This is a genomic window from Wenyingzhuangia sp. IMCC45533 (assembly GCF_054111225.1).
Genome location: NZ_CM134197.1, coordinates 1,864,347 through 1,886,493, shown reverse-complemented (window position 1 = coordinate 1,886,493; position 22,147 = coordinate 1,864,347). Strand labels below are relative to the sequence as shown.

Sequence of the window (22,147 nt, the reverse complement as noted above, 5' to 3'; positions counted from 1 at the left end):
TTTCACCAACTGATATTAAAACTTAAAATCAGTTCCAACTTTAATAGCTTTACTTTTGCGAGCGCACCATCTAAATCTATCACTCCGTTGTTGTTTTTTACGGCTTTACTAATTCCCAGCTAAAATTCAAATGAGTCCTACTGTGACTCTTAAAAAAATCTTTTTGCCTTAGTAATTCTAACTTTTTATTAAATAGTTTTTTATTTACTGAAGTATCTCTAACTAAAAAATGTTGCTTATTGGTAACAGATATTTTGTGTTCCTTTAAGATTACAGGATACCTTCTGATTTTCCTGAACTTAGTTTTCAGTTTTTTTTGCAATAATCTAAAATAAATATCCTCGTAGCCATAATTTCCGCAAAACTCTTCATCTACTCCTAATGATTTATAAAAAACACTTTTAGTAGTAAAAAAAATGTTAGGAGCACTATTAATTTTAGCACCTTCTTTTTGTCTTCTAAAAGTATATATTTTATTGGGTAATCTTAGTCTTAGCAAATGCCTAACACAGTCTTCAGTAAAAAAATGATCAAAATCTGTTAGAATTATTTTTGAAGATTTAGCCAAAGTCACTCCTAAATTCCTAGCTCCCCCTTGATTCCACCTGATATCAGAAGTAATTCTAACTAAGGAGTAATTTATTTTTTCCGTATTAATATTAATGCTTTTAGGAGAACAATCATCCACAAAAATAAAGTGTATTTTATCTAAAATGTCACTTGCAAAATTTTCGTAATATTCAATGAATTTCATCATGTGGTCCGTAGAATAATTTTCTATGTAAAAAGGAACTACATAACTTATTTCAACTTTGTCGTGATTACTCATTTAATTATATTTAATGTTTTTTTTAATTTAAATTCAATAATTTTCCTCCAATAATTCTTCCTATTGGTCCCTAGATTATAAAAATACTGATTCCCCTTACGCAAGTCTCCTTTGAATACATATCTTTTAAAATTATTCTTCCATCTCACATAATCAAAACTTAATTGATCTCTTTTACTCATAGTAGAAACCATATACCACCACTGATTCATCAACGCTACAACATTATTATCATGATGTTCCCTTAACAACACTCCTGCAAAAATTAACCCGTAGTTTTTTGGAAAGCCTTCTTTACAAATAAAATTTATTTGCTTCTTCATTATTTCGGGGTCATCTTTGAACTTATTTTTCTTTTTACCTAGTGCCAAAATAGCTTTATACTCTTCGTATATGCAATCCCTTTTATCAGATGCTTGGTTGTGATCAAAAACTCCCATTTTATAACCTTTCATCTCTTTAACTGCACTTATCATGCTACCTATTATCAAATAATTGCTATCAATGTAAACACTAAAATCATAATCCTCTAAATATAAGTGTGGTAAAATTTTTATGTGTCTGTTTCTCAAAGAGTCTGATTTCATATCAAGATTATTAGGCTTTACCCCTTTCCATGGTTTGGGTACTTTGCTCAGATCGTCTGTAAAGCATACATAATCAACACCCAATTCTTCTTTTTGAGGAACAAAACCGTAGTTCTCGCCAAAAGCTGCTGTATAAACAACTATTTTCATGATTGTAAAAATTTATTTCATAAAAATAGAATTTATTTCATTTGTTTACTCTTATTAAATTGTTTCTTTTATCTAAATTTGTTTTGATTTTAAAAAAAATGAATGAAAAATATTGATGTTAGTATTATATCTGTCAACTTCAATAACAGCATCTTAACCTTAGATTTTATTCAATCTGTTATAGAACACACCCCCTCTTCAATCGGAATCGAATTTATAATTGTGGATAATTGTTCTAGTGTTAAAGAATATGAACTACTCCTTACTTTACTTTCAGATTTAAACTACAATGTAACATTATTAAAAAGCAATATTAATCTCGGATTCGGAGGTGGAAATATGCTTGGTACCCAAAAAGCAAATGGTAAATATTTGGCATACATCAATAATGATATTGTTTTTACAGAAGATTGCTTTTCTTCTCTAATCAATTTTTTTTCAAAGAATCCCGTATCTGGTGTATGTACACCCCAACAGTACAACATTCAAAATACTCCCGTCAGTTGTTTTGACTATTTTCATGGAATCAGAAAAGAATTGCTTGGGAGAAAACTCGTAGAAATCACAAGTAGACACCCTAAAAGACGTAGCGAACATTACACTGAAAACCTGTCTGTAGACTTTATACAAGGATGCTTCATGTTTTTTAGAGCGAACGTGTTTTCTGAAGTAGGGGGATTTGACACCAACTTATTTCTTTATTATGAAGAAATGGACATTTGCTATCGCATTAAAAAAATAGGTTTTACTAGCAACTTGGTTCCTGAAACAAGCTTTAAGCATTTGCATAAGGCTAGTACCTCAACGAATTCTTCAATCCAAAAAGAATTTAAAATTTCCAAACTGTATATTAGTAGAAAAAATCATTGGTACGTAAAACATTTTTTCTTGAAAACACTAATGTTTATCAAAATAATCTTTAAACCTAAATATTGGAGTATCGGGATTGCTATAATCACAGGAAAGTATCTTGAAAACTCTCTCAAACAAAAACAAACAATCCGTTTTTAATCCACTTTTACATGAAAAGCTCTTTAGTAATATCTACGTACAATTGGCATAAAGCTCTAGAACTTGTTTTTAATAGCATCCTAAGACAATCTATTATGCCAAATGAAATTTTAATAGCTGACGATGGATCTACTGACGAAACAAGGGATTTAGTTAACAAATACAAGAAACTTTTTTCAATCCCGTTAAAACATGTTTGGCATGAGGATAAAGGATTTAGAAAAGCTATAATCTTAAACAAAGCTATTGTAAAATCTGAAGGGAACTATATTATTCAAGTGGACGGAGATTGTATTTTACATGAAAAGTTTATAGAAGATCATTTGAGTAACTTAAAAAAAGGTTCGTATTTATTTGGTTCAAGAGTTAATATAAAAAGTGATGCTGTTAGTAATTTGTTTATCAACAAACAAATTAAATTTAAGCCTATTTCAAAACTTATCAAAAACAGAACAAGAGCCATACATTCTAACTTATTAAGTAAGGCATTTTTAAATACTGATATTGTATCTCCTAAGTATAGAGGATGTAATACTTCATTCTTTAAAACTGACTTTGAAGCTGTTAATGGATATAACGAGGACTTTAAAGGCTGGGGACGTGAGGACTCTGAATTGGCAGTAAGATTTCATAATTATGGTCTATCTGGAAAAAGACTAAGGTACTGTGGTATAGTGTACCATATATACCACAAAGAAACGCCTAGAAACAATCTTGCAATTAACGATAAAATTGAAGAAGAAACCAGAATAAAAAGTAATAGTTGGACGTCGAATGGATGTGATAAGTACTTGCCATACAGTAACAAAACAGAACAAGTTTGTGTTGTAATTCCAGTATACACAACTGATTTAAGCGATATTGAGCAAATTTCTTTAAATCAGTGCATAAAAACGTTAAATAATTACGATATTATTTTTGCTGCCCCAAATCATCTAGATTGTTCCCCCATTAATATTGATAACCACGTATTGATCGAAAAATTTGATAATTCTTATTTTGATGGAATTTTAGGATACAATAAAATGCTACTTAGCCATGAATTTTACTCTCGATTTTCAGCCTATAACTACATGCTAATATATCAATTAGATTGCTATGTTTTTAGTGATAGATTGCTATATTGGTGCGATAAAAACTATGACTACATTGGTGCTCCTTGGATGGCTAGCAAAAATAATACTTTCAAACAATTATTCTCTAGGTTCGACAGTCATCAAAAGAAAAGAAGGTCTAAAATTTTCTTTAATGTTGGTAATGGTGGTTTCTCATTAAGAAAAACGAAAACATTTATTAAAATTACACACGAATTTAAAGACACCATCAACTCAGAACTAAAAAGAGATCCAAAGGATTATAAATTAATGGAAGACGTATTTTGGTCTTTCAAAGCCCCTAAATTGTTTAAAAAATATAGAATCCCTAAGTATACCAAGGCTATAAAATTTGCCGTTGACAGAAAACCCAAACTAGCAATAAACCTAAATGAAGGTAGATTACCTTTTGGTTGTCATGGTATAAATAAACCTAAAGTTATTAATTTCTGGAAAGAAGTTATTCCTGAAATGAGGTATTTAAAAAGCAAATAATGCATTGTACTATAAGTTTTAAATTTGACGAATATCGTAAAGAGTTAAATCATATTATCCATAATTTTGACACGTTTGGAAAAAATTATGGAAACCAAAACAGAAACTCTCTCAAACTTTTTGATTTAGATGGTGATGTTATTAACGTAAAGTCGTTTAAAGTTCCTAATCTAATTAATCAATTAGTCTATAGGTTTGTACGAAAAAGTAAAGCCCAAAGAAGTTATGAATATGCTAATAAACTAACAAAATTGGACATAGGAACTCCAGAACCTATCGCTTTTTTTGAATTTAAATCTATTTTCTTTTTAAAAAAAAGCTACTACATCAGTCAGCATTTAAATTACGATTTAACTTATAGAGAATTAACTACCAATTTGGATTATCCTAATCATGAAGCTATTTTGCGTGCTTTTACTCGTTTTACATTTAATTTGCACCAAAAAGGAATTCACTTTTTGGACCATTCTCCTGGAAATACGTTGATAAAGAAAAATTTAAATAACGTTTATGACTTTTACTTGGTCGATCTAAACAGAATGGAGTTCAAAGAATTAGATTTTGAAACAAGAATGAAAAATTTTGCGCGCTTAACTAAAGAACAAAGTCTCATTAAAATAATGGCTAATGAATATGCTATCGTTAGCGGTAATGATGAAAATGTAATTTACACAACAATGAATAATTATGTAACTGAATTTCAAAATCAATTTAAAAGAAAAAAAGAAATGAAGAGAAAATTAAAATTTTGGAAAAACAACTAGTGAACTTTTATAGAGTCACTAATTTTATAATTTTCCATGTCTGCTTTATTGATAAAGTCAACAAACTTTCCCACATCATTTAAAAACAAATCAGGAGTAAATAGTTTATAGTATTTTTCTACATTATCTTTTAACTCACTTTTACTCACTCCTTCTAACTCTTTTATATTATAGTCTTTAATATGTGCTGTGATATGGAATTTACCATCCTCATAAGTATTCCAACTCTCTTTATTTATCCATGGAGAAAAAATAATATAAGAAGGCTTGCTTAGTGCTTTAGCGATATTTATAGCACCTCCATCATTTCCTATAATTGCATCACAAAAACTCATTAACACAATAAATTCTCGCAAGTTTTTACCCAACAAATCAAAATATATTTTTTGTTGGGTAGTTTCTTTACAATTATTATAAACCATTTTTGCTTGCTCTAATTGATTTGGAATATAATTAAACAACAAATTACAATCCAAAGTATCTGCTATGGTATCTACAACTTGTGACATGTATTTTAATGGATACGTTTTATTAGCTGCACTACCAATAATACTTACCATAAATGTTTTTTTAGATTTATCTAAATTGTGTTTTTCCAATATTTTATCAACACTCTTTTTTTCATTATCTGTAACTGCAATCTTAGGATAACAGGTATAATCAATATCTACACCTAGGGGCGTTAATAAACTCACCCTTTCTTCTATTGTTAATCCCATATTAGTTTTAGCTAATGTAGATTTCGTAATAGATGTTGAATATAAAAAGCTCGAATACGATTTTTTATAAGAAATTCTTGTTTTAGCTCCCGATAAAAAACTTAAAATAGCCGTACCAATTTTAGCATAAACATCTATAACAGCATTGTATTTTTCTTTCCTTAAAAAAAAACTAAATTTTAAGAAATTTATAGGCTTAGAATCTTCTATAGAATTAAAAAAAACAAGTTTATCTATATAAGCATTATTCAGTACAACATCTTTAGTTTTCGCGTGAATTAAATAATGAATTATCGCATTTGGGTATTGTTTTTTAATTTGCTCACATAGCATAGAACTAACCAAAACATCCCCGATCATTTTTTGCTGGATAACTAAAACTTTCATTTTATACTTTTTTAGGAATTACAAGTAAATCACCAATAATCTTATTATACTTATATGGATAAAACCAAGACCTACCATCTCTTGGGTAAAAAGTCATTTCACCAAAAATGGTTTTTCCTTCAATAGCATACAAATCTACTCTAACAAAAGGAAAACCTTCGGATAATTTAGCAGCTATTTCTATCATTTCATTAAAATTTATTGGTTTTTCTATTTCGTACGTTGTTAAAGGTGAAGCTCCTTTTGTAAACTCTTGTTTTATCCAATTCATATCATAAAAACATCTTGTCTTGGTAGATTCTGAATAAGAATCAATTCTTACATAAGTTGGGACACCATTAAAACAATAAAATTTATAATCCGTTGGAGATTTTCCGTTTTCAGACAAAAAAGGTTCTGCCATTAACCTAGGCTTAACATTTTTATAAGCCCACTCCAAACCACCTCTATAGTATTGATTTTTCATCATCCATTTTTTTAACAAAAATCTCGCTCGTAACTTGTTTAGTTTACTTTTATCAGAAACTATCAAATTAAACCCACAACCATGTACTCCTTTAATAACAAATTGATTTGGTAATTCTTTAAAATCCACTAAAGAAGATTTTTCATAAACTTTTATCGTTTCATTTAAAATATGCTCTCCCACTTTTTCTCTCACATAATCTTTAACCGAATACTTATCCACGAGTAGTGTTAATATTTCTAGATGATAAAAAACCTTATACCACTGTATTTTTTCATTAAAATCTTTTAAATCATCATAATCTAATTGTTTTCCTGAATAATATTCGTGATAATATCTTACATAAGTTTTTTGATGTAAAAACTTACATTTTTTAACTATGGTAACCCAAAAACGTCTAAATTTCAATTGCAAAAGATTTTTATTAAAATAATTACTTAAACTTAAATAATTAATTTTCTGTAGAATTCTGATTCGATATAAATATAAGTGGGTATTTTTGACTAATAATTAGTTGGACTAAACAGAACTAAGTTAAAAAACATTATGAAACTTAAAGAAATCCCTAAGTCTTTAATAGAAACAATTAAGATACTTTTACTGTCTAAAGAAAGGATTAAACAACGAAAAAATACTATACCTATTATTGTTTCTTTCACAACTATCGAAAGTAGACTTTCTAAGGTTCATATTACACTAAGAAGTCTTTTAAACCAAACAGCCAGTCCCGAAAAAATTCTTCTTTGGGTTAATAGCGATCTAAAAAATAAAATCCCTAAACAATTATTAAATCTAACAGGAGATATTTTTGAAATAAAATTTACTCATTTACATTGTTCTCATAAAAAACTAATACATACGATAGAACAATATCCCACAAGGGTAATTATCACTTGCGATGATGATTTTATATATAATGCCAAGTGGTTGGAAACTACGTATAAAGAACATCTAAAGTTCCCTAATTATATCATTGGTAATCAAACTCGAAACATTTTATACGACGAAAATGGTCAATTACTAAACTATAAAAACTGGAAACATAGAATAAAAAATCCAAATCCTAAATTAATTTTACCCATTGGAGCCAACGGAGTATTATATCCTCCAAACGTACTTTATAAAGAACTAAACAATGAAAAACTTTTTTTAAAACTTGCACCAAAGGCAGATGATTTATGGTTCAAATCTATGTCTCTCATTAACAACATTTTATCCATACAATCTCAAAACCCTCCTCCAGCTCCAATTCCTATAATTGGTACTCAGTGGGTTTCATTAAAAAAAGAAAATGTTGACAAAGATTTAAACAAAAAGCAATGGATTAATTTAACCAATCATTTTAGTTTGAAATTTTAATTATCTTACTTTTGCTTGCAAAATATTAATCAACTAATTAATATGAATAAAACAACTATCTCTGTTATCATCAGTACCTATAATGCACCTAAATGGTTAGCTAAAACACTATGGGGTTATAATCAGCAAACAACTAAAAATTTTGAATTAATAATTGCTGACGATGGTTCTAAACAAGAAACCATTGATTTGATAGAACAAATAATTAATGAGGTAGATTATAAAATTAAACATGTGTGGCATGAAGATAATGGCTTTCAAAAATCTCAAATATTAAATAAGGCTATACTAGCATGCGAAACTGATTATATTTTGATGTCGGATGGAGATTGTATTCCAATGCCTAATTTTGTAGAAACACATATAAACAAAAGAGAAGATGGTGCATTTTTATCTGGAGGATATCATAAACTTCCCATGAAATTATCTAAATTAATCACTAAAGAAGATATTGAAAAAGGAAACTGTTTTGATAAAAAGTGGCTAAAAGAGAAAGGAATGAAAAGTTCTTTTAAAAACAACAAAATTAATGCATCAATAGCAAAAAGTAAATTTTTAAATTTTGTTACCCCTACCACTCCAAGTTGGAATGGTCATAATTCTTCTGGATGGAAAAAAGACATCGTAACTGTGAACGGTTTTGATGAACGAATGCAATATGGTGGACAAGATAGAGAATTGGGAGAAAGATTAGTAAACCTGGGTGTAAAACCCATACAAATTAGATATAATACTGTTTGCCTTCATTTAGATCACCCTAGAGGATATGCAACGCAAGAGTCCATCAATAAAAACTTAGGAATTAGAAAAGAAACAAAAGAACAAAAGAAAAGTTATACTGAATTTGGGATTAACAAATCTAAAAACCAATAATATGTCTAAAATACTAGCTATTGATTATGGTACTAAAAAGACCGGTTTGGCAATCACAGACGACTCTACCACCTTTGCTTTTGGTCTGGATACCATCGAGACAAAACAATTGATTCCCTATTTACAAACCATCGTTAAAAAAGAAAGTATTAGTACATTTGTTATTGGAGAGCCTAAACAAATGAATGGGCTCGCTAGTGAATCTGAAATATACATTCAGGAATTTATCCAAAAATGCAAAGCGACATTTGGACATATTACACTAACTAGAGTTGACGAACGTTTTACTTCTAAATTAGCTTTTGATGCTATGATAAGTGGTGGATTAAAAAAGAAGCAAAGACAAAACAAACAATTGGTTGACAAAATAAGTGCAACTATTATTTTACAAACATATTTAGACAACATTAAAGCTTAAAGTTATGAAAGGAATTATACTTGCTGGTGGATCTGGAACAAGATTATACCCATTAACCAAAGCAACCTCTAAACAATTATTGGCTATTTATGATAAACCTATGATTTATTACCCACTATCGGTTTTAATGCTTGCGGGTATCAAAGAAATTTTGATTATTACAACACCTGAGGATCAAGATAGGTTTATAAATCTTTTAGGCGATGGTAAACAAATAGGTATTTCTATTAAATATGCCATTCAACCAAAACCCGAAGGTCTGGCTCAAGCATTTATCATAGGTAAAGAATTTATTGGAACCGATGATGTAGCTCTCATATTGGGAGATAATATATTTTATGGCCCTAAGTTTTCTTCTTTGTTACACAGTTCTATCCATTGTGCCACTGAAAATAATTGCGCAACTGTTTTTGGATATTACGTGAGTGATCCAGATAGGTATGGTGTAGTTGAATTTGACAATGATAACAACGCTTTGAGTATAGAAGAAAAACCCAAGAAACCTAAAAGTAATTATGCTGTTTCTGGTCTTTATTTTTACCCTAATAGTGTAGTGAAAATTGCCGAAAAAATTAAGCCTAGTGAGCGTGGAGAGTTGGAAATTACGTCAATTAACCAAGCATATTTAGAACAACGTAAGTTAAATGTACAAGTAATGGGGAGAGGCTATGCTTGGCTTGATACAGGTACACACGAATCTATGTTGGAAGCTTCTAACTTTATACACACCATAGAAAAAAGGCAAGGTTTAAAAATAGCTTGTATAGAAGAGATTGCCTATGAAGAAGGTTATATTAATAAAGAACAACTTATCAAACTTGGTAAAGAAATGCACAAAAACGAATACGGACAATATTTAATTAGGAGAGCTAAAAGATAATGAACTATACGAGAACAAAAATACATGATGTAATTGTATGTGAACCCAAAGTATTTGGAGATCATAGAGGTTATTTTATGGAATCATTTAAAGAAGATACTCTTAAAGAGTTTTTAGGTTATAAAATAAAATTTTGTCAAGACAATGAATCTAGTTCTTCTAAAGGAGTCTTAAGAGGTCTACACTATCAAATCAACGGCTTTGAACAAACAAAATTGGTAAGAGTTATTCATGGGGCTGTAATAGACGTAGCTGTGGATATTCGTAAGGGTTCTCCTACTTTCGGTCAACATGTAGCTGTAGAACTATCCGCCGAGAATAAAAAGCAATTGTTAGTACCAAAGGGTTTTGCTCATGGATTTATCGTATTAAGTGATACAGCCATATTTAGCTATAAAGTAGATGCTCCATATAGTTTTGAAAATGAAAGAGGAATTGCTTACAACGATAAAAGCTTAAATATAGATTGGAAATTAGACCAAACTGATTTTATACTATCCGAAAAAGATACTCAAAATCCATCGTTGCAAAATGCTGAATTATTAGATTACAATACAAATTACTATGAATAATATTCTCGTAACTGGTGCTAATGGGCAGCTAGGTTCAGAAATACGATATTTGTCTGAACAATATCAACACAATTTTATTTTTACAGATGCTGAAACGTTAGATATTACAGATTTAAACGCTATCAAAACGTTTTGTGAGCTTAAAGAAATTGATGTTATCATAAATTGTGCGGCTTATACAGCTGTTGACAAAGCAGAGGAGGAAATCGATATCTGTAACGCAGTTAACAATACAGCTACCCACAACTTAAGTATTACTGCCAAGGAATTAAGCATTAAATTAATTCACACATCTACAGATTACGTGTTCAATGGTGTCAATCACAAAGGGTTTACAGAGGATGATATTCCAAACCCCATCAATGTTTATGGAAAAACCAAATGGTTGGGAGAACAGGCTATGATTAAAAATAATCCGAACAATTCTATCATCATTAGAACCTCTTGGGTATACTCTACCTTTGGAAACAACTTTGTAAAGACTATGCTAAAATTGGCACAAAATAGAGACCAATTAACCATTATAGCAGATCAAATTGGAACTCCTACTTATGCTTATGATTTGGCTAAAACTATTCTAGATATTCTACCAAACATCAACAATAGAGAGGTGGAGGTGTATCACTATGCTAACGAAGGAGTTTGTAGTTGGTATGATTTTGCTTTTGAAATTTTTAGTCAAACCAAAACCAATTGCAAAGTTTTACCTATTCAAACAAAAGACTACCCTACTGCTGCTGAAAGACCACTTTTCAGTTTAATGAACAAAAATAAAATAAAAAAAACCTTTGATATTGAAATTCTTCATTGGAAACAATCTTTATCGAATTGTTTAAGCAAATTATCATGAAAACAATACTTGTAACAGGAACCGCAGGATTTATTGGTTCAAACTTTATATATCACTTTATAGAATCTCACCCTAATTATAAATTAATCAGTTTAGACAAACTAACCTATGCTGGTAATTTGGAAAACTTGAAAGATCTAGAAAATCACCCAAGACATACTTTTATCAAAGGGGATATTTGCGATAGAAATCTTATCGAAAGAATATTTACACAAAATGATATTCAAGGGGTGATTCATTTTGCTGCTGAGTCTCATGTAGATAACTCTATCAGTAATCCAGGAGTTTTTATAGAAACTAATGTAAACGGAACATTTACCTTGATAGATGTGGCTTACAAACATTGGATGGATAAACCATTTACCTTTAAAAGTGGATACGAAAACTGTGTGTTTTTACATGTTTCTACGGATGAAGTGTATGGAACGTTAGGAGAAACTGGTTTATTTACAGAAACTACTCCATATGCTCCCAACTCTCCTTACAGTGCCTCTAAGGCAAGTAGCGATATGTTAGTTCGTAGCTATCATCATACTTATGGTATGAATACAGTCATCACTAACTGTTCTAACAACTATGGTCCGCAGCAACATGATGAAAAGCTCATACCCACCGTGATTAGAAAAGCATTAGATAATGAAATTATTCCTATTTATGGAGATGGTAAAAACATTAGAGATTGGTTATATGTTTTAGACCATTGCAAAGGGATTGATTTAGCTTACCACCGTGGTGTTTCTGGAGAAGTTTATAACATTGGAGGGAGAAACGAAAGAAATAACAATTACATAGCCGATAAAATTTGTGAAATTCTAGATCAATTGAAACCCAAGAAGGAAGGGAGCTATAAAGATTTGATTGATTACGTAGAAGACAGAGCAGGTCACGACAGACGTTATGCGATTGATGCTACAAAAATAGAAACTCAATTGCACTGGAAAGCAAATGAAAATTTTGAATCTGGAATTATCAAAACAATTGAATGGTACTTAGAAAAATACAATTCGTGATAATTATAAACTGCTAACATATCTACAATTTTGAACAAGAAAAAGTTATACCCGCTAAAGTTCAACTCCATTTTTTTTGAAAAAATTTGGGGAGGTCATAAAATAAAAGAAACATTAAAAAAAGATTTTGGAAAATTATCAAATTGTGGAGAAAGTTGGGAGTTATCTGGAGAAAAAAGTAACATATCTGTTGTTAAAAATGGACCCTTGGCGGGAACTCTGTTAACCGATTTAATCAAATTATACGGGAAAGACCTATTAGGTAATGGGGCTTTTAACAGTTCTGAATTCCCTCTTTTAATTAAGTTTATAGATGCCGATGAAGACTTGTCTGTACAGGTACATCCCAATGATGAAATTGCTCAAGTGAGACATGCCTCTAGAGGTAAGACAGAAATGTGGTATGTAATTGATGCAGATGAAGAAACTAGTTTAATTAGCGGGTTTAATAAAAAAACCAACCAAATAGAATTCTTAGACAAACTATCCAATAATACCTTACCTGAAATACTGAATAGGGAGCTTGTTAAAAAAGATGACGTGTTTTTTCTACCAGCAGGTAGAATTCATACTATAGGTAAAGGTTCTTTAATTTTGGAAATACAGCAAAGTTCGGATATTACCTACAGAATTTATGATTTTGACAGAATTGGTTTGGATGGAAAAAAACGTAAATTACATATCCAAGAATCTTTAGACGTCATTGATTATGACTTTCATAGCAACTATAAGACCAGATACCAAAATAGTTCAAATGAAAGAATTCAATTGACTAACTGTGAGTATTTTGTTGTAAACAAACTCAATATCAACAAAACATTGGTTTTGAAAAGTCCTAATGAAAAAAGTTTTACAGTGTATATAAGTATCAAAGGCCATTCGAAAATAATGGTAAATAACGAAGAATATCATCTACATGAAAATGAACTAATTTTGATACCTGCGTGTATAAAGGAATACGAATTTGTACCTGCTTCATCTGAAGCAACTATCATTGAAACTTATATTCCGTAAAACTACAAGGAGTAAAGTTTGTTTTTTTTTGTTTGAGAAATCTTAACTCTATAAAATCAATTCTTTGTACTTTTGCTCTTCGAAATTCAGCATACTATTATGATATTACCAGTTGTAGCTTACGGAGATCCTGTACTTAGAAAAGTAGCTAAAGAAGTAGATAGAGACTATCCTGATCTTTCCAAATTGATTGCAAACATGTGGGAAACTATGGAAAACGCTAATGGTTTGGGTATTGCTGCTCCTCAGATTGGTAAATCCTTGCGTTTATTTGTTATTGATGCTACTCCATTTGCTGAGGACGAAGATATTACGCCAGAAGAAAAGGAAACATTGCTATCTTTCAGAAAAGTATTTATCAACGCTAAAATAGAATCTGAAGAAGGTGATGAATGGGCTTTTGAGGAAGGCTGTTTGAGTATTCCTGAAATAAAGGAAGATGTTTGGAGAAATGAAATTATTCATGTTACTTATCAAGATGAAAATTTTGAAACACATAAGGCCACGTATACAGGCTTAGCTGCTCGCGTATTCCAACATGAATACGATCATATTGAAGGGGTCTTATTTACAGATAAATTATCTTCCCTAAAAAAGAGATTAATTAAGAAAAAATTAGAAAACATAGCCAAAGGAAAAATAGGTGCCGATTACAGAATGAAATACTTTAATGTAAAAGGTAAATAACATCAAAATATATTTAAAATGAGTTTAACAAAAGTAATTGCTATTTCTGGAAAACCAGGATTGTACGAAATTTTAGGACAAACAAAAGGAGGTTTTATTACAACTTCTTTGCTAGATGGAAAAAAGACTCCCATTAAAAACACTCAGAATGTAAGTGTTTTAAGTGATATTGGAATTTATACTTACGAAACCGAAGCTGCTTTGGGAAGTGTATTTTTATCTATTCACGAAAAATACGAAGGGAAAGAGGCTATAAGCCATAAAGCATCTAATGCAGAATTAACCTCTTTATTCAGCGAAATTCTACCTGAATATGATGAAGAACGTGTGTATGTTTCCAACATCAAAAAAGTAGTTCAATGGTATAATATTTTAATCAACGCTGAGTTTGATTTTGAAACCATTAAAGAGGATATTAAAAAATTAGAGGAAGCACAATCTGCTCAATAATTTATTATCAACAATTATTTATAAAAGAGTTATAATATCTAGTTTTATAGATAATTATAACTCTTTTTACTTTTTAGCTGTATGAATTCTAGACAACAACAATTAAAAGCCATAGACAGACTCTTAACTATTATGGATGAATTGAGAGAACAATGCCCGTGGGATAAAAAACAAACCTTGGAATCATTAAGACATTTGACCATTGAAGAAACCTACGAGTTAGCAGATGCCATTCTATCTAATGATTTAGAAGAAATTAAAAAGGAACTAGGTGATTTATTGCTACACATTGCCTTTTACGCCAAAATAGGAAGCGAAAAAAACAGTTTTGATATTGCCGATGTTGCCAACACCATTTGCGATAAATTAATTCATAGGCATCCTCATATTTATGGAGATGTTGAGGTGAAAGATGAAGAAGAAGTTAAGAGAAATTGGGAGCAGTTAAAATTAAAGGAAAAAGGCAATCAATCTATTTTACAAGGAGTTCCTAACGCTCTACCTGCCCTAGTAAAAGCAAATAGAATTCAAGAAAAGGTAGCTGCGGTTGGTTTTGACTGGGAAAAACCCGAGCAAGTTTGGGAAAAGGTGCAAGAAGAACTTTCGGAACTAAATGAAGAAATAAAAAATAATGATAAGGACAAAATAGAAGCTGAATTTGGAGATGTTTTGTTCTCTATGGTAAACTACGCTAGACATATTGGAATCAACCCTGAAAACGCATTAGAAAGAACGAACAAAAAATTCAAAAAGCGTTTTAACTATCTAGAAAAGCAAACTATCAAAAAGGGAATTGATCTCAATCAGTTAACCTTAAATGAAATGGACGTTTTTTGGGAAGAAGCTAAAAAATTTGACTAATTTTTGTAATTATTAAACACAAACAAAGTCTAATCCGCATAAATTAAATTATATGTAAAAATTACAAGTGGCTTTAGTGACCACTATTATATACGTATTTTTACAAGTAACAAAACTAGAGAATATGTCAGAAAATATAAAAAGCCCACAAGAGTCAGCCGTTGAGATTACGGAACTAATGAAACCCATTAACTCTAACTTTAGTGGAAAAATACACGGAGGCTATATTTTAAACCTTATGGATCAAATAGCCTTTGCTTGTGCTTCTAAATATTCGGGTAAATATTGTGTTACAGCATCTGTGAATACGGTAGATTTTAAAAATCCTGTAAATGTAGGTGAGTTTTTAACTTTAAAAGCTAGAGTTAATTATGTAGGTAATACTTCTATGACAGTAGGAATAAAAGTAATTTCAGAGAACATACAAACTGGTGAACAAAAACACTGTAATTCCTCATATTTTGTAATGGTTGCCAAAACGGAAGAAGGTAATAACGTAAAAGTACCCAAGCTTAAGTTAACAACATCCGAAGATGTAAGACGTTTTGTAAGATCCAAAAGCAGATTAGAAACCAATAAACAGCGTAAACAAGCCTTTAGTAAAGAAGTCTTTAACTATGAGGAACATTTAGAAGAGTTGAAAGGGTACAATGTGTATGTTGATCCTTCTTTAGCATCATAAAACAAAAAAACCATTTCTGAATAGAAATGGTTTTTTTATATATTATTACTTCAAGTTTTCGATAAATTGATCGAATAAGTAAGAAGCATCATGCGGTCCAGGGTTTGCCTCCGGATGATATTGTACGGAAAACACTTTTTTATCCTTAATAGCGATACCTGCAACAGTATTATCATTTAAATGTATGTGCGTAATTTCTACGTTTTTGTTAGCTTCAACATCTTCCCTACTCACATTAAAACCGTGATTTTGAGAAGTAATTTCACCTTTACCTGTAATTAGGTTTTTTATCGGATGGTTAATTCCTCTATGTCCATTGTGCATTTTATAAGTAGAAATACCTTGAGAAAGCGCAATAATTTGATGACCTAAACAAATCCCAAATAACGGTAGATTTTTATCAATGATAGTTTTAGCTACGCTCTGTGCAGATTTTAAAGGTTCTGGATCTCCAGGCCCATTAGAAAGAAAATACCCATTTGGACTAAATTCAGCCATTTCTTCGAAGCTAGCAGTGCAAGGAAACACCTTAATATAACAATCTCTCTTTGCTAAACTTCTTAAGATATTAGTTTTAATTCCCAAATCTAAAGCAGAAACTTTGTAGGTAGCATTTTCATCACCATAAAAATAAGGTTCTTTAGTTGAAACTATTGAAGAAAGGTCTAAACCTTTCATACTTGGAGCCTCAGCTAATTGAGCTTTTAAATCCTTGATGTTATCAACCTCTGTTGATATAATGGCATTCATCGCTCCGTTTTCACGGATATAACTTACAACCGCTCTTGTATCCACATCTGTGATGGAAATAAGCCCATGTTCTTTAAAATAATCCTCTAGAGAACCATCTGCTCTATCTCTTGAATATTCGTAACTAAAATTTCTACAAACTAAACCAGCAATCTTTATCCCTTCAGACTCAACTTCATCTTTATTAATACCGTAATTACCAATGTGAGCATTAGTCGTTACCATAATTTGACCGAAGTAAGAGGGATCTGTAAAAATTTCTTGATAACCAGTCATACCAGTGTTATAACAAATTTCTCCTATAGTTGTCCCATCAATACCCACAGACTTACCTTCAAAAATAGTTCCGTCCTCTAATAGTAAAATTGCTTTCTTTAATTCTTTGTACTTCATAAAAGTTGTTTTTGTTGTTGGGTGGAGGTTTGTCACCTTAGCTTTCAACAAAGAATGATTGTAAAAATATTTTTGCAAATATAAAAAAAGGATAAACTATTAAATAGTTTATCCTTTATATATTTTACTAGAAGTAAATCATTTTGATTACTCTTCAGTAGATTCTGTTGATTCTGCTGCTTCAACTTGCGGAGCATCAGCTTTTTTCTTAGATCTACGAGTAGTCTTTTTCTTCTTAGCACCATTAGGGTTGTAAATTTCGTTGTAATCAACTAACTCTACCATTGCCATAGGAGCATTATCTCCTTGACGATTTCCTAATTTGATAATACGAACGTATCCACCAGGTCTATCTGCAACTTTAACAGAAATTTGTTGAAACAATTCTGTTACCGCAAATTTGTTTTTTAAGTAAGAAAAAACAATTCTTCTGTTGTGAGTAGTATCTGCTTTAGATTTTGTGATGATTGGCTCAACATACTGACGTAAAGCTTTAGCTTTAGCTACAGTTGTGTTGATTCTTTTATGTTCAATTAAAGAACATGCCATGTTTGCCAACATCGCATTTCTATGCGCTGTTTTTCTACCTAAGTGGTTAAATTTTTTACCGTGTCTCATAATAAAATGATTTTAGCTTTCATCTTGCATCTACTCTTTTGAGGAGCAAAATATGAAAGGGGTTTAGTCTTTGTCTAATTTATATTTACTTAAATCCATTCCGAAATGTAAATTTTTAACATTTACCAATTCGTCTAACTCTGTTAAAGATTTTTTACCAAAGTTTCTGAACTTCATTAAGTCGTTTTTATTGAATGATACCAAGTCACCTAAAGTTTCAACTTCAGCAGCTTTTAAACAGTTCAATGCTCTTACAGATAAATCCATGTCAACTAACTTAGTCTTCAATAATTGTCTCATGTGTAAAGACTCCTCATCGTAAGTTTCTGTTCTTGCAATTTCATCTGCCTCTAAAGTGATACGCTCATCAGAGAATAACATAAAGTGGTGGATTAAAATTTTAGCAGCCTCAGTTAATGCATCTTTTGGGTTGATAGAACCATCAGTAACTACGTCAAAAACTAATTTTTCGTAATCTGTTTTTTGCTCTACACGGTAATTTTCTACAGCGTACTTCACATTCTTTATAGGAGTGTAAATAGAATCTGTAAAAATAGTACCCATTGGTACATTAATCTTTTTGTTTTCTTCAGCTGGAACAAATCCTCTTCCCTTTTCAATAGTTATATCAAAACTTACAGATACAGAACTATCTAAGTTACAAATAACTAAATCTGGGTTCAAAACTTGAAATCCTGAAGTAAACTTTTGTATATCACCAGCTGTGATTTGATTCTGACCTGAAACAGATACTGAAACAGTCTCTTTGTCAGTGTCTTCTATCTGTTGCTTAAAACGTACTTGTTTTAAGTTTAGAATGATTTCAGTAACATCTTCAACAACACCTTCTACAGTTGAGAATTCATGCTCAACTCCTTCTATGCGTAAAGATGTAATAGCGAAACCTTCTAAAGAAGACAATAATACTCTTCTCAAAGCATTACCTACTGTTAAACCAAAACCTGGTTCTAACGGTCTGAATTCGAACTTACCTTCAAAGTCGGTAGACTCGATCATGATAACTTTATCTGGTTTCTGAAAATTTAATATTGCCATAGCTAACTGGTGTCTATTTATTATTTCGAGTATAACTCGACGATTAATTGCTCTTTGATGTTTTCTGGAATCTGAAGTCTTTCGGGTACTGCAACAAACGTACCAGTTTTTGTATCAGAATTCCAAGTTAACCACTCGTAAACAGCAGAAGAAGCAGCCAAACTACTTTCAATTACAGTAAGTGATTTAGATTTTTCTCTTACACCAACAACATCACCAGGTTTCAATTGGTAAGAAGGAATGTTAAGGATTTCTCCGTTAACAGTAATATGTCTGTGAGATACCAATTGACGTGCTCCACTTCTAGAATTAGACAATCCCATACGGAATACTGTGTTATCTAAACGAGACTCACATAATTGTAATAATACCTCACCAGTAATACCTTTACTAGAAGAAGCTTTTTTAAATAAATTAGAGAATTGACGCTCTAAGATACCATAAGTATACTTTGCTTTTTGTTTTTCTTGCAACTGTAAAGAATATTCAGAACGTTTTGCTCTTTTCTTCGCTAACCCGTGTTGTCCCGGTGCGTAGTTACGTTTTTCAAAAGACTTGTCATCTCCAAAAATAGCTTCACCAAACTTACGTGCTATTTTGGTTTTTGGTCCATTATATTTTGCCATAGTAAATAAATTAAAAAAAATTGGCAGTTATGAATTAAGGCTTAGTCCTTCGATAACTTTCAATTGCCAATTTTTATTGTTAAAAATTAATTAGATTCTTCTTCTCTTAGGAGGACGACATCCGTTGTGTGGTAATGGAGTAACATCAATAATTTCTGATACTTCAATTCCTGCATTGTGGATAGTACGGATAGCAGATTCTCTACCATTTCCTGGTCCTTTTACGTAAACTTTAACTTTACGTAATCCTGCTTCGTGTGCTACAGCAGCACAATCTTCAGCAGCTGTCTGTGCAGCGTAAGGAGTGTTCTTTTTAGACCCACGGAATCCCATTTTACCTGCAGATGACCATGAGATTACATCTCCTTTTTTATTTGTTAAAGAAATGATGATGTTGTTAAATGAAGCTGTAATGTGCGCTTCACCAACAGACTCAACAATAACTTTACGCTTTTTAGCGGTCTTTGTATTAGATTTAGCCATAACTTAATTATTTCTTTTTGTTCGCTACAGTTTTACGTTTACCCTTTCTTGTTCTAGAGTTGTTTTTTGTTCTTTGACCTCTTAAAGGTAATCCAGCTCTGTGACGGATTCCTCTAAAACATCCAATATCCATTAAACGTTTGATGTTTAATTGAATTTCTGAACGTAACTCACCTTCGATAGTGAAAGTACCTGCTTGTTCACGAATCGCTCCGATTTGAGCATCAGTCCAATCTTGAACTTTGATGTTCTCATCTACTCCAGCGTTTGCTAAAATCTCTTTAGCTCTAGTTCTACCAATTCCAAAAATATAAGTTAACGCGATAACACCACGTTTGTTCTTTGGAATGTCAATACCTGAAATTCTTGCCATAACTAACCTTGTCTTTGTTTGAATCTAGGATTCTTTTTATTGATTACATATAATCTGCCTTTTCTACGCACAATTTTGCACTCGGCACTTCTCTTTTTTATTGATGCTCTAACTTTCATCGTATGATATTTAGTATCTATAAGTAATTCGAGCCTTCGATAAATCGTAAGGACTCATTTCTAACTTAACTTTATCTCCTGGCAATAGTTTAATATAATGCATACGCATTTTACCAGAAATATGTGCAGTTACAATATGACCATTCTCTAATTCAACTCTAAACATTGCATTAGATAAAGCCTCTGTAATTGTACCGTCTTGTTGTATTGACGCTTGTTTTGCCATAATTAAATTGTCGCTCTTCTTTTAGTTCCTGTTTTCATTAACCCATCATAGTGTCTGTTTAACAAGTACGAATTAATTTGTTGGATAGTGTCTATTGCAACACCTACCATAATAATTAAAGAAGTACCTCCATAAAACAGAGCCCAATTTTGTTGAACACCAAAATGAACAACAATGGCTGGGAAAACAGCCAGCAAAGCTAAGAAAATAGATCCAGGTAACGTAATTTTTGACAAAATACTATCTAATTTTTCTGCGGTCTCAGTACCTGGGCGGGTTCCCGGTATAAATCCTCCACTTTTTTTAAGGTCATCAGCCATTTTATTTGTAGGAATTGTAATTGCTGTGTAGAAATAACTAAACACAATAATCAATAAACAAAATAAAATATTATAACCCCATCCATTAAAATCAGATAAAGCATTGAATACTGTTTGTAAAGTTCCATCAGAATTTCTAGCAATTAAACCTGGCACAAACATAATTGCTTGAGCAAATATAATTGGCATTACTCCGGCAGAATTTAACTTTAAAGGAATATACTGTCTTGCTCCTTGAGCATCATCTATAGTTCCTACAACAGTACGTCTTGCATACTGAACTGCTATTTTACGTACAGCTGTTACTAATAATATAGTTGCTAAAATAATAGCTAACCACACAATTATTTCTAAAAGAATCATCATGAAACCTCCAGAACCAGCCGCATACTTAGCCGTAAGCTCTTGCATAAATGCTGCAGGGAATCTTGCGATAATACCAATCATAATTAATAATGAAATACCATTACCAATTCCTTTTTCAGTAATTCTTTCCCCTAACCACATAGCAAAAACTGTTCCTGCAGTTAATAAGATCATTGAAGAAATCCAGAACATTCCACCTTGTCCCAATAAATATGCCTCTTGAGGTATACCTAAGGTTGGTAAACTTGTTAAATAAGCTCCTCCTTGTACGATGGTAATTCCAATGGTTAACCAACGAGTAATTTGATTGATCTTATTTCTTCCGCTTTCACCATCCTTTTGTAGTTTTTGTAAATATGGTACCGCAATACCCATTAACTGAACAACAATAGATGCTGATATGTATGGCATAATCCCAAGAGCCATGATTGAAGCTCTTGAGAATGCACCACCTGTAAATGCGCTTAGTAAACCTAAAAGACCGTCAGAAGTTTTACTCCCTAACGCTGTCAATTGCTGAGGATCTATACCCGGTAATGTTACCTGAGCCATAAATCTGTAAACTGCCATTAACCCTAGAGTTAACAAAATTTTACCTTTTAACTCATCTATAGACCAAATGTCTTTTATAGTTTGAATAAATTTCTTCATTTACTTAA

Annotated in this window: 28 protein-coding genes; 15 read left to right on the top strand and 13 right to left on the bottom strand. The window is 31.3% G+C overall.

Features of this window, described 5'->3' with window-relative positions:
- Positions 1 to 97 precede the first annotated feature (97 nt).
- On the bottom strand, positions 98 to 829 hold the full coding sequence (locus ACXGQW_RS08395) for a glycosyltransferase family A protein (RefSeq protein ID WP_457821902.1): 732 nt from the start codon (positions 827 to 829) through the stop codon (positions 98 to 100).
- A complete protein-coding gene (locus tag ACXGQW_RS08390; protein ID WP_457821900.1) occupies positions 826 to 1,566 on the bottom strand; it encodes a glycosyltransferase domain-containing protein in 741 nt (246 codons plus the stop codon). Before ACXGQW_RS08390 ends, ACXGQW_RS08395 begins: the two co-directional genes overlap by 4 nt.
- 102 nt (positions 1,567 to 1,668) lie before the next feature.
- On the opposite strand from ACXGQW_RS08390, the gene ACXGQW_RS08385 reads away from it, so the two are divergent.
- Genes ACXGQW_RS08385 through ACXGQW_RS08375 form a run of 3 tightly spaced genes read left to right on the top strand, consistent with a single transcriptional unit; the run spans position 1,669 to position 4,930 of the window.
- Positions 1,669 to 2,577 carry a glycosyltransferase family 2 protein gene (locus tag ACXGQW_RS08385; RefSeq protein WP_457821898.1) on the top strand — a complete coding sequence of 303 codons (909 nt, stop codon included), beginning with the start codon at positions 1,669 to 1,671 and terminating at the stop codon, positions 2,575 to 2,577.
- Between the two features lie 11 nt (positions 2,578 to 2,588).
- A complete protein-coding gene (locus tag ACXGQW_RS08380) occupies positions 2,589 to 4,166 on the top strand; it encodes a DUF5672 family protein (RefSeq protein WP_457821896.1) in 1,578 nt (525 codons plus the stop codon).
- Entirely contained in the window at positions 4,166 to 4,930 is a 765-nt protein-coding gene (locus ACXGQW_RS08375) for a lipopolysaccharide kinase InaA family protein (RefSeq protein ID WP_457821894.1), read from the top strand. Before ACXGQW_RS08380 ends, ACXGQW_RS08375 begins: the two co-directional genes overlap by 1 nt.
- Here ACXGQW_RS08375 and ACXGQW_RS08370 read toward each other — a convergent pair.
- On the bottom strand, positions 4,927 to 6,036 hold the full coding sequence (locus ACXGQW_RS08370; protein ID WP_457821892.1) for a glycosyltransferase family 9 protein: 1,110 nt from the start codon (positions 6,034 to 6,036) through the stop codon (positions 4,927 to 4,929). The genes ACXGQW_RS08375 and ACXGQW_RS08370 overlap by 4 nt on opposite strands.
- 1 nt (position 6,037) lies before the next feature.
- On the bottom strand, positions 6,038 to 6,910 hold the full coding sequence (locus tag ACXGQW_RS08365; RefSeq protein WP_457821890.1) for an ATP-grasp fold amidoligase family protein: 873 nt from the start codon (positions 6,908 to 6,910) through the stop codon (positions 6,038 to 6,040).
- Between the two features lie 138 nt (positions 6,911 to 7,048).
- Here ACXGQW_RS08365 and ACXGQW_RS08360 point away from each other — a divergent pair, with 138 nt between their 5' ends.
- The 12 genes from ACXGQW_RS08360 (at position 7,049) to ACXGQW_RS08305 (ending at position 16,158) form a co-directional block, all read left to right on the top strand.
- On the top strand, positions 7,049 to 7,861 hold the full coding sequence (locus ACXGQW_RS08360) for a zinc-binding alcohol dehydrogenase (protein ID WP_457821888.1): 813 nt from the start codon (positions 7,049 to 7,051) through the stop codon (positions 7,859 to 7,861).
- Between the two features lie 42 nt (positions 7,862 to 7,903).
- Positions 7,904 to 8,734 (top strand): glycosyltransferase family 2 protein, encoded by an 831-nt coding sequence (locus tag ACXGQW_RS08355; RefSeq protein ID WP_457821886.1) that lies wholly within the window; start codon positions 7,904 to 7,906, stop codon positions 8,732 to 8,734.
- A 1-nt stretch (position 8,735) separates the two neighbouring features.
- On the top strand, positions 8,736 to 9,152 hold the full coding sequence (ruvX, locus tag ACXGQW_RS08350; protein WP_457821884.1) for a Holliday junction resolvase RuvX: 417 nt from the start codon (positions 8,736 to 8,738) through the stop codon (positions 9,150 to 9,152).
- Positions 9,153 to 9,156: 4 nt separating this feature from the next.
- On the top strand, positions 9,157 to 10,032 hold the full coding sequence (rfbA, locus tag ACXGQW_RS08345; RefSeq protein WP_457821882.1) for a glucose-1-phosphate thymidylyltransferase RfbA: 876 nt from the start codon (positions 9,157 to 9,159) through the stop codon (positions 10,030 to 10,032).
- The gene (rfbC, locus tag ACXGQW_RS08340; RefSeq protein WP_457821880.1) at positions 10,032 to 10,604 is read left to right on the top strand and encodes a dTDP-4-dehydrorhamnose 3,5-epimerase; all 573 of its coding nucleotides are present in this window, start codon (positions 10,032 to 10,034) and stop codon (positions 10,602 to 10,604) included. Before rfbA ends, rfbC begins: the two co-directional genes overlap by 1 nt.
- Positions 10,597 to 11,454 (top strand): dTDP-4-dehydrorhamnose reductase, encoded by an 858-nt coding sequence (gene rfbD / locus ACXGQW_RS08335; protein WP_457821878.1) that lies wholly within the window; start codon positions 10,597 to 10,599, stop codon positions 11,452 to 11,454. The genes rfbC and rfbD overlap by 8 nt, the downstream gene beginning before the upstream one ends.
- Positions 11,451 to 12,464 carry a dTDP-glucose 4,6-dehydratase gene (gene rfbB / locus ACXGQW_RS08330; protein ID WP_457821876.1) on the top strand — a complete coding sequence of 338 codons (1,014 nt, stop codon included), beginning with the start codon at positions 11,451 to 11,453 and terminating at the stop codon, positions 12,462 to 12,464. The genes rfbD and rfbB overlap by 4 nt, the downstream gene beginning before the upstream one ends.
- 30 nt (positions 12,465 to 12,494) lie before the next feature.
- Positions 12,495 to 13,478, top strand: coding sequence for a type I phosphomannose isomerase catalytic subunit (locus ACXGQW_RS08325; RefSeq protein WP_457821874.1), 984 nt, complete (start codon positions 12,495 to 12,497; stop codon positions 13,476 to 13,478).
- Positions 13,479 to 13,577: 99 nt separating this feature from the next.
- A complete protein-coding gene (gene def / locus ACXGQW_RS08320; protein ID WP_457821873.1) occupies positions 13,578 to 14,165 on the top strand; it encodes a peptide deformylase in 588 nt (195 codons plus the stop codon).
- Positions 14,166 to 14,183: 18 nt separating this feature from the next.
- Entirely contained in the window at positions 14,184 to 14,615 is a 432-nt protein-coding gene (locus ACXGQW_RS08315) for a DUF5606 family protein (RefSeq protein ID WP_457821871.1), read from the top strand.
- A gap of 81 nt (positions 14,616 to 14,696) precedes the next feature.
- The gene (gene mazG, locus ACXGQW_RS08310) at positions 14,697 to 15,476 is read left to right on the top strand and encodes a nucleoside triphosphate pyrophosphohydrolase (protein WP_457821870.1); all 780 of its coding nucleotides are present in this window, start codon (positions 14,697 to 14,699) and stop codon (positions 15,474 to 15,476) included.
- A 124-nt stretch (positions 15,477 to 15,600) separates the two neighbouring features.
- Complete coding sequence (locus ACXGQW_RS08305; RefSeq protein ID WP_457821868.1) at positions 15,601 to 16,158, top strand: acyl-CoA thioesterase; 558 nt, start codon at positions 15,601 to 15,603, stop codon at positions 16,156 to 16,158.
- Between the two features lie 45 nt (positions 16,159 to 16,203).
- Here ACXGQW_RS08305 and carA read toward each other — a convergent pair whose 3' ends face one another.
- From carA to secY, 9 genes are all read right to left on the bottom strand, one after another.
- Positions 16,204 to 17,301, bottom strand: a complete 1,098-nt coding sequence (gene carA / locus ACXGQW_RS08300) for a glutamine-hydrolyzing carbamoyl-phosphate synthase small subunit (protein ID WP_457821866.1) — start codon at positions 17,299 to 17,301, stop codon at positions 16,204 to 16,206.
- A 147-nt stretch (positions 17,302 to 17,448) separates the two neighbouring features.
- Positions 17,449 to 17,919 carry a 50S ribosomal protein L17 gene (gene rplQ, locus ACXGQW_RS08295; protein WP_457821864.1) on the bottom strand — a complete coding sequence of 157 codons (471 nt, stop codon included), beginning with the start codon at positions 17,917 to 17,919 and terminating at the stop codon, positions 17,449 to 17,451.
- A gap of 63 nt (positions 17,920 to 17,982) precedes the next feature.
- Positions 17,983 to 18,975, bottom strand: coding sequence for a DNA-directed RNA polymerase subunit alpha (locus ACXGQW_RS08290; RefSeq protein WP_457821862.1), 993 nt, complete (start codon positions 18,973 to 18,975; stop codon positions 17,983 to 17,985).
- A 20-nt stretch (positions 18,976 to 18,995) separates the two neighbouring features.
- Positions 18,996 to 19,601: a 30S ribosomal protein S4 gene (rpsD, locus tag ACXGQW_RS08285; RefSeq protein WP_457821860.1), complete on the bottom strand. Its 606-nt coding sequence runs from the start codon at positions 19,599 to 19,601 to the stop codon at positions 18,996 to 18,998.
- Positions 19,602 to 19,691: 90 nt separating this feature from the next.
- Positions 19,692 to 20,084, bottom strand: a complete 393-nt coding sequence (gene rpsK / locus ACXGQW_RS08280; protein WP_068827418.1) for a 30S ribosomal protein S11 — start codon at positions 20,082 to 20,084, stop codon at positions 19,692 to 19,694.
- 7 nt (positions 20,085 to 20,091) lie between these two features.
- Positions 20,092 to 20,457, bottom strand: a complete 366-nt coding sequence (rpsM, locus tag ACXGQW_RS08275; protein ID WP_457821857.1) for a 30S ribosomal protein S13 — start codon at positions 20,455 to 20,457, stop codon at positions 20,092 to 20,094.
- Between the two features lie 2 nt (positions 20,458 to 20,459).
- Positions 20,460 to 20,576, bottom strand: a complete 117-nt coding sequence (gene ykgO, locus ACXGQW_RS08270; protein ID WP_013621733.1) for a type B 50S ribosomal protein L36 — start codon at positions 20,574 to 20,576, stop codon at positions 20,460 to 20,462.
- 10 nt (positions 20,577 to 20,586) lie between these two features.
- Positions 20,587 to 20,802 carry a translation initiation factor IF-1 gene (infA, locus tag ACXGQW_RS08265; protein WP_010137062.1) on the bottom strand — a complete coding sequence of 72 codons (216 nt, stop codon included), beginning with the start codon at positions 20,800 to 20,802 and terminating at the stop codon, positions 20,587 to 20,589.
- A gap of 2 nt (positions 20,803 to 20,804) precedes the next feature.
- Entirely contained in the window at positions 20,805 to 22,139 is a 1,335-nt protein-coding gene (gene secY, locus ACXGQW_RS08260) for a preprotein translocase subunit SecY (RefSeq protein ID WP_457821854.1), read from the bottom strand.
- Positions 22,140 to 22,147: the final 8 nt, after the last annotated feature.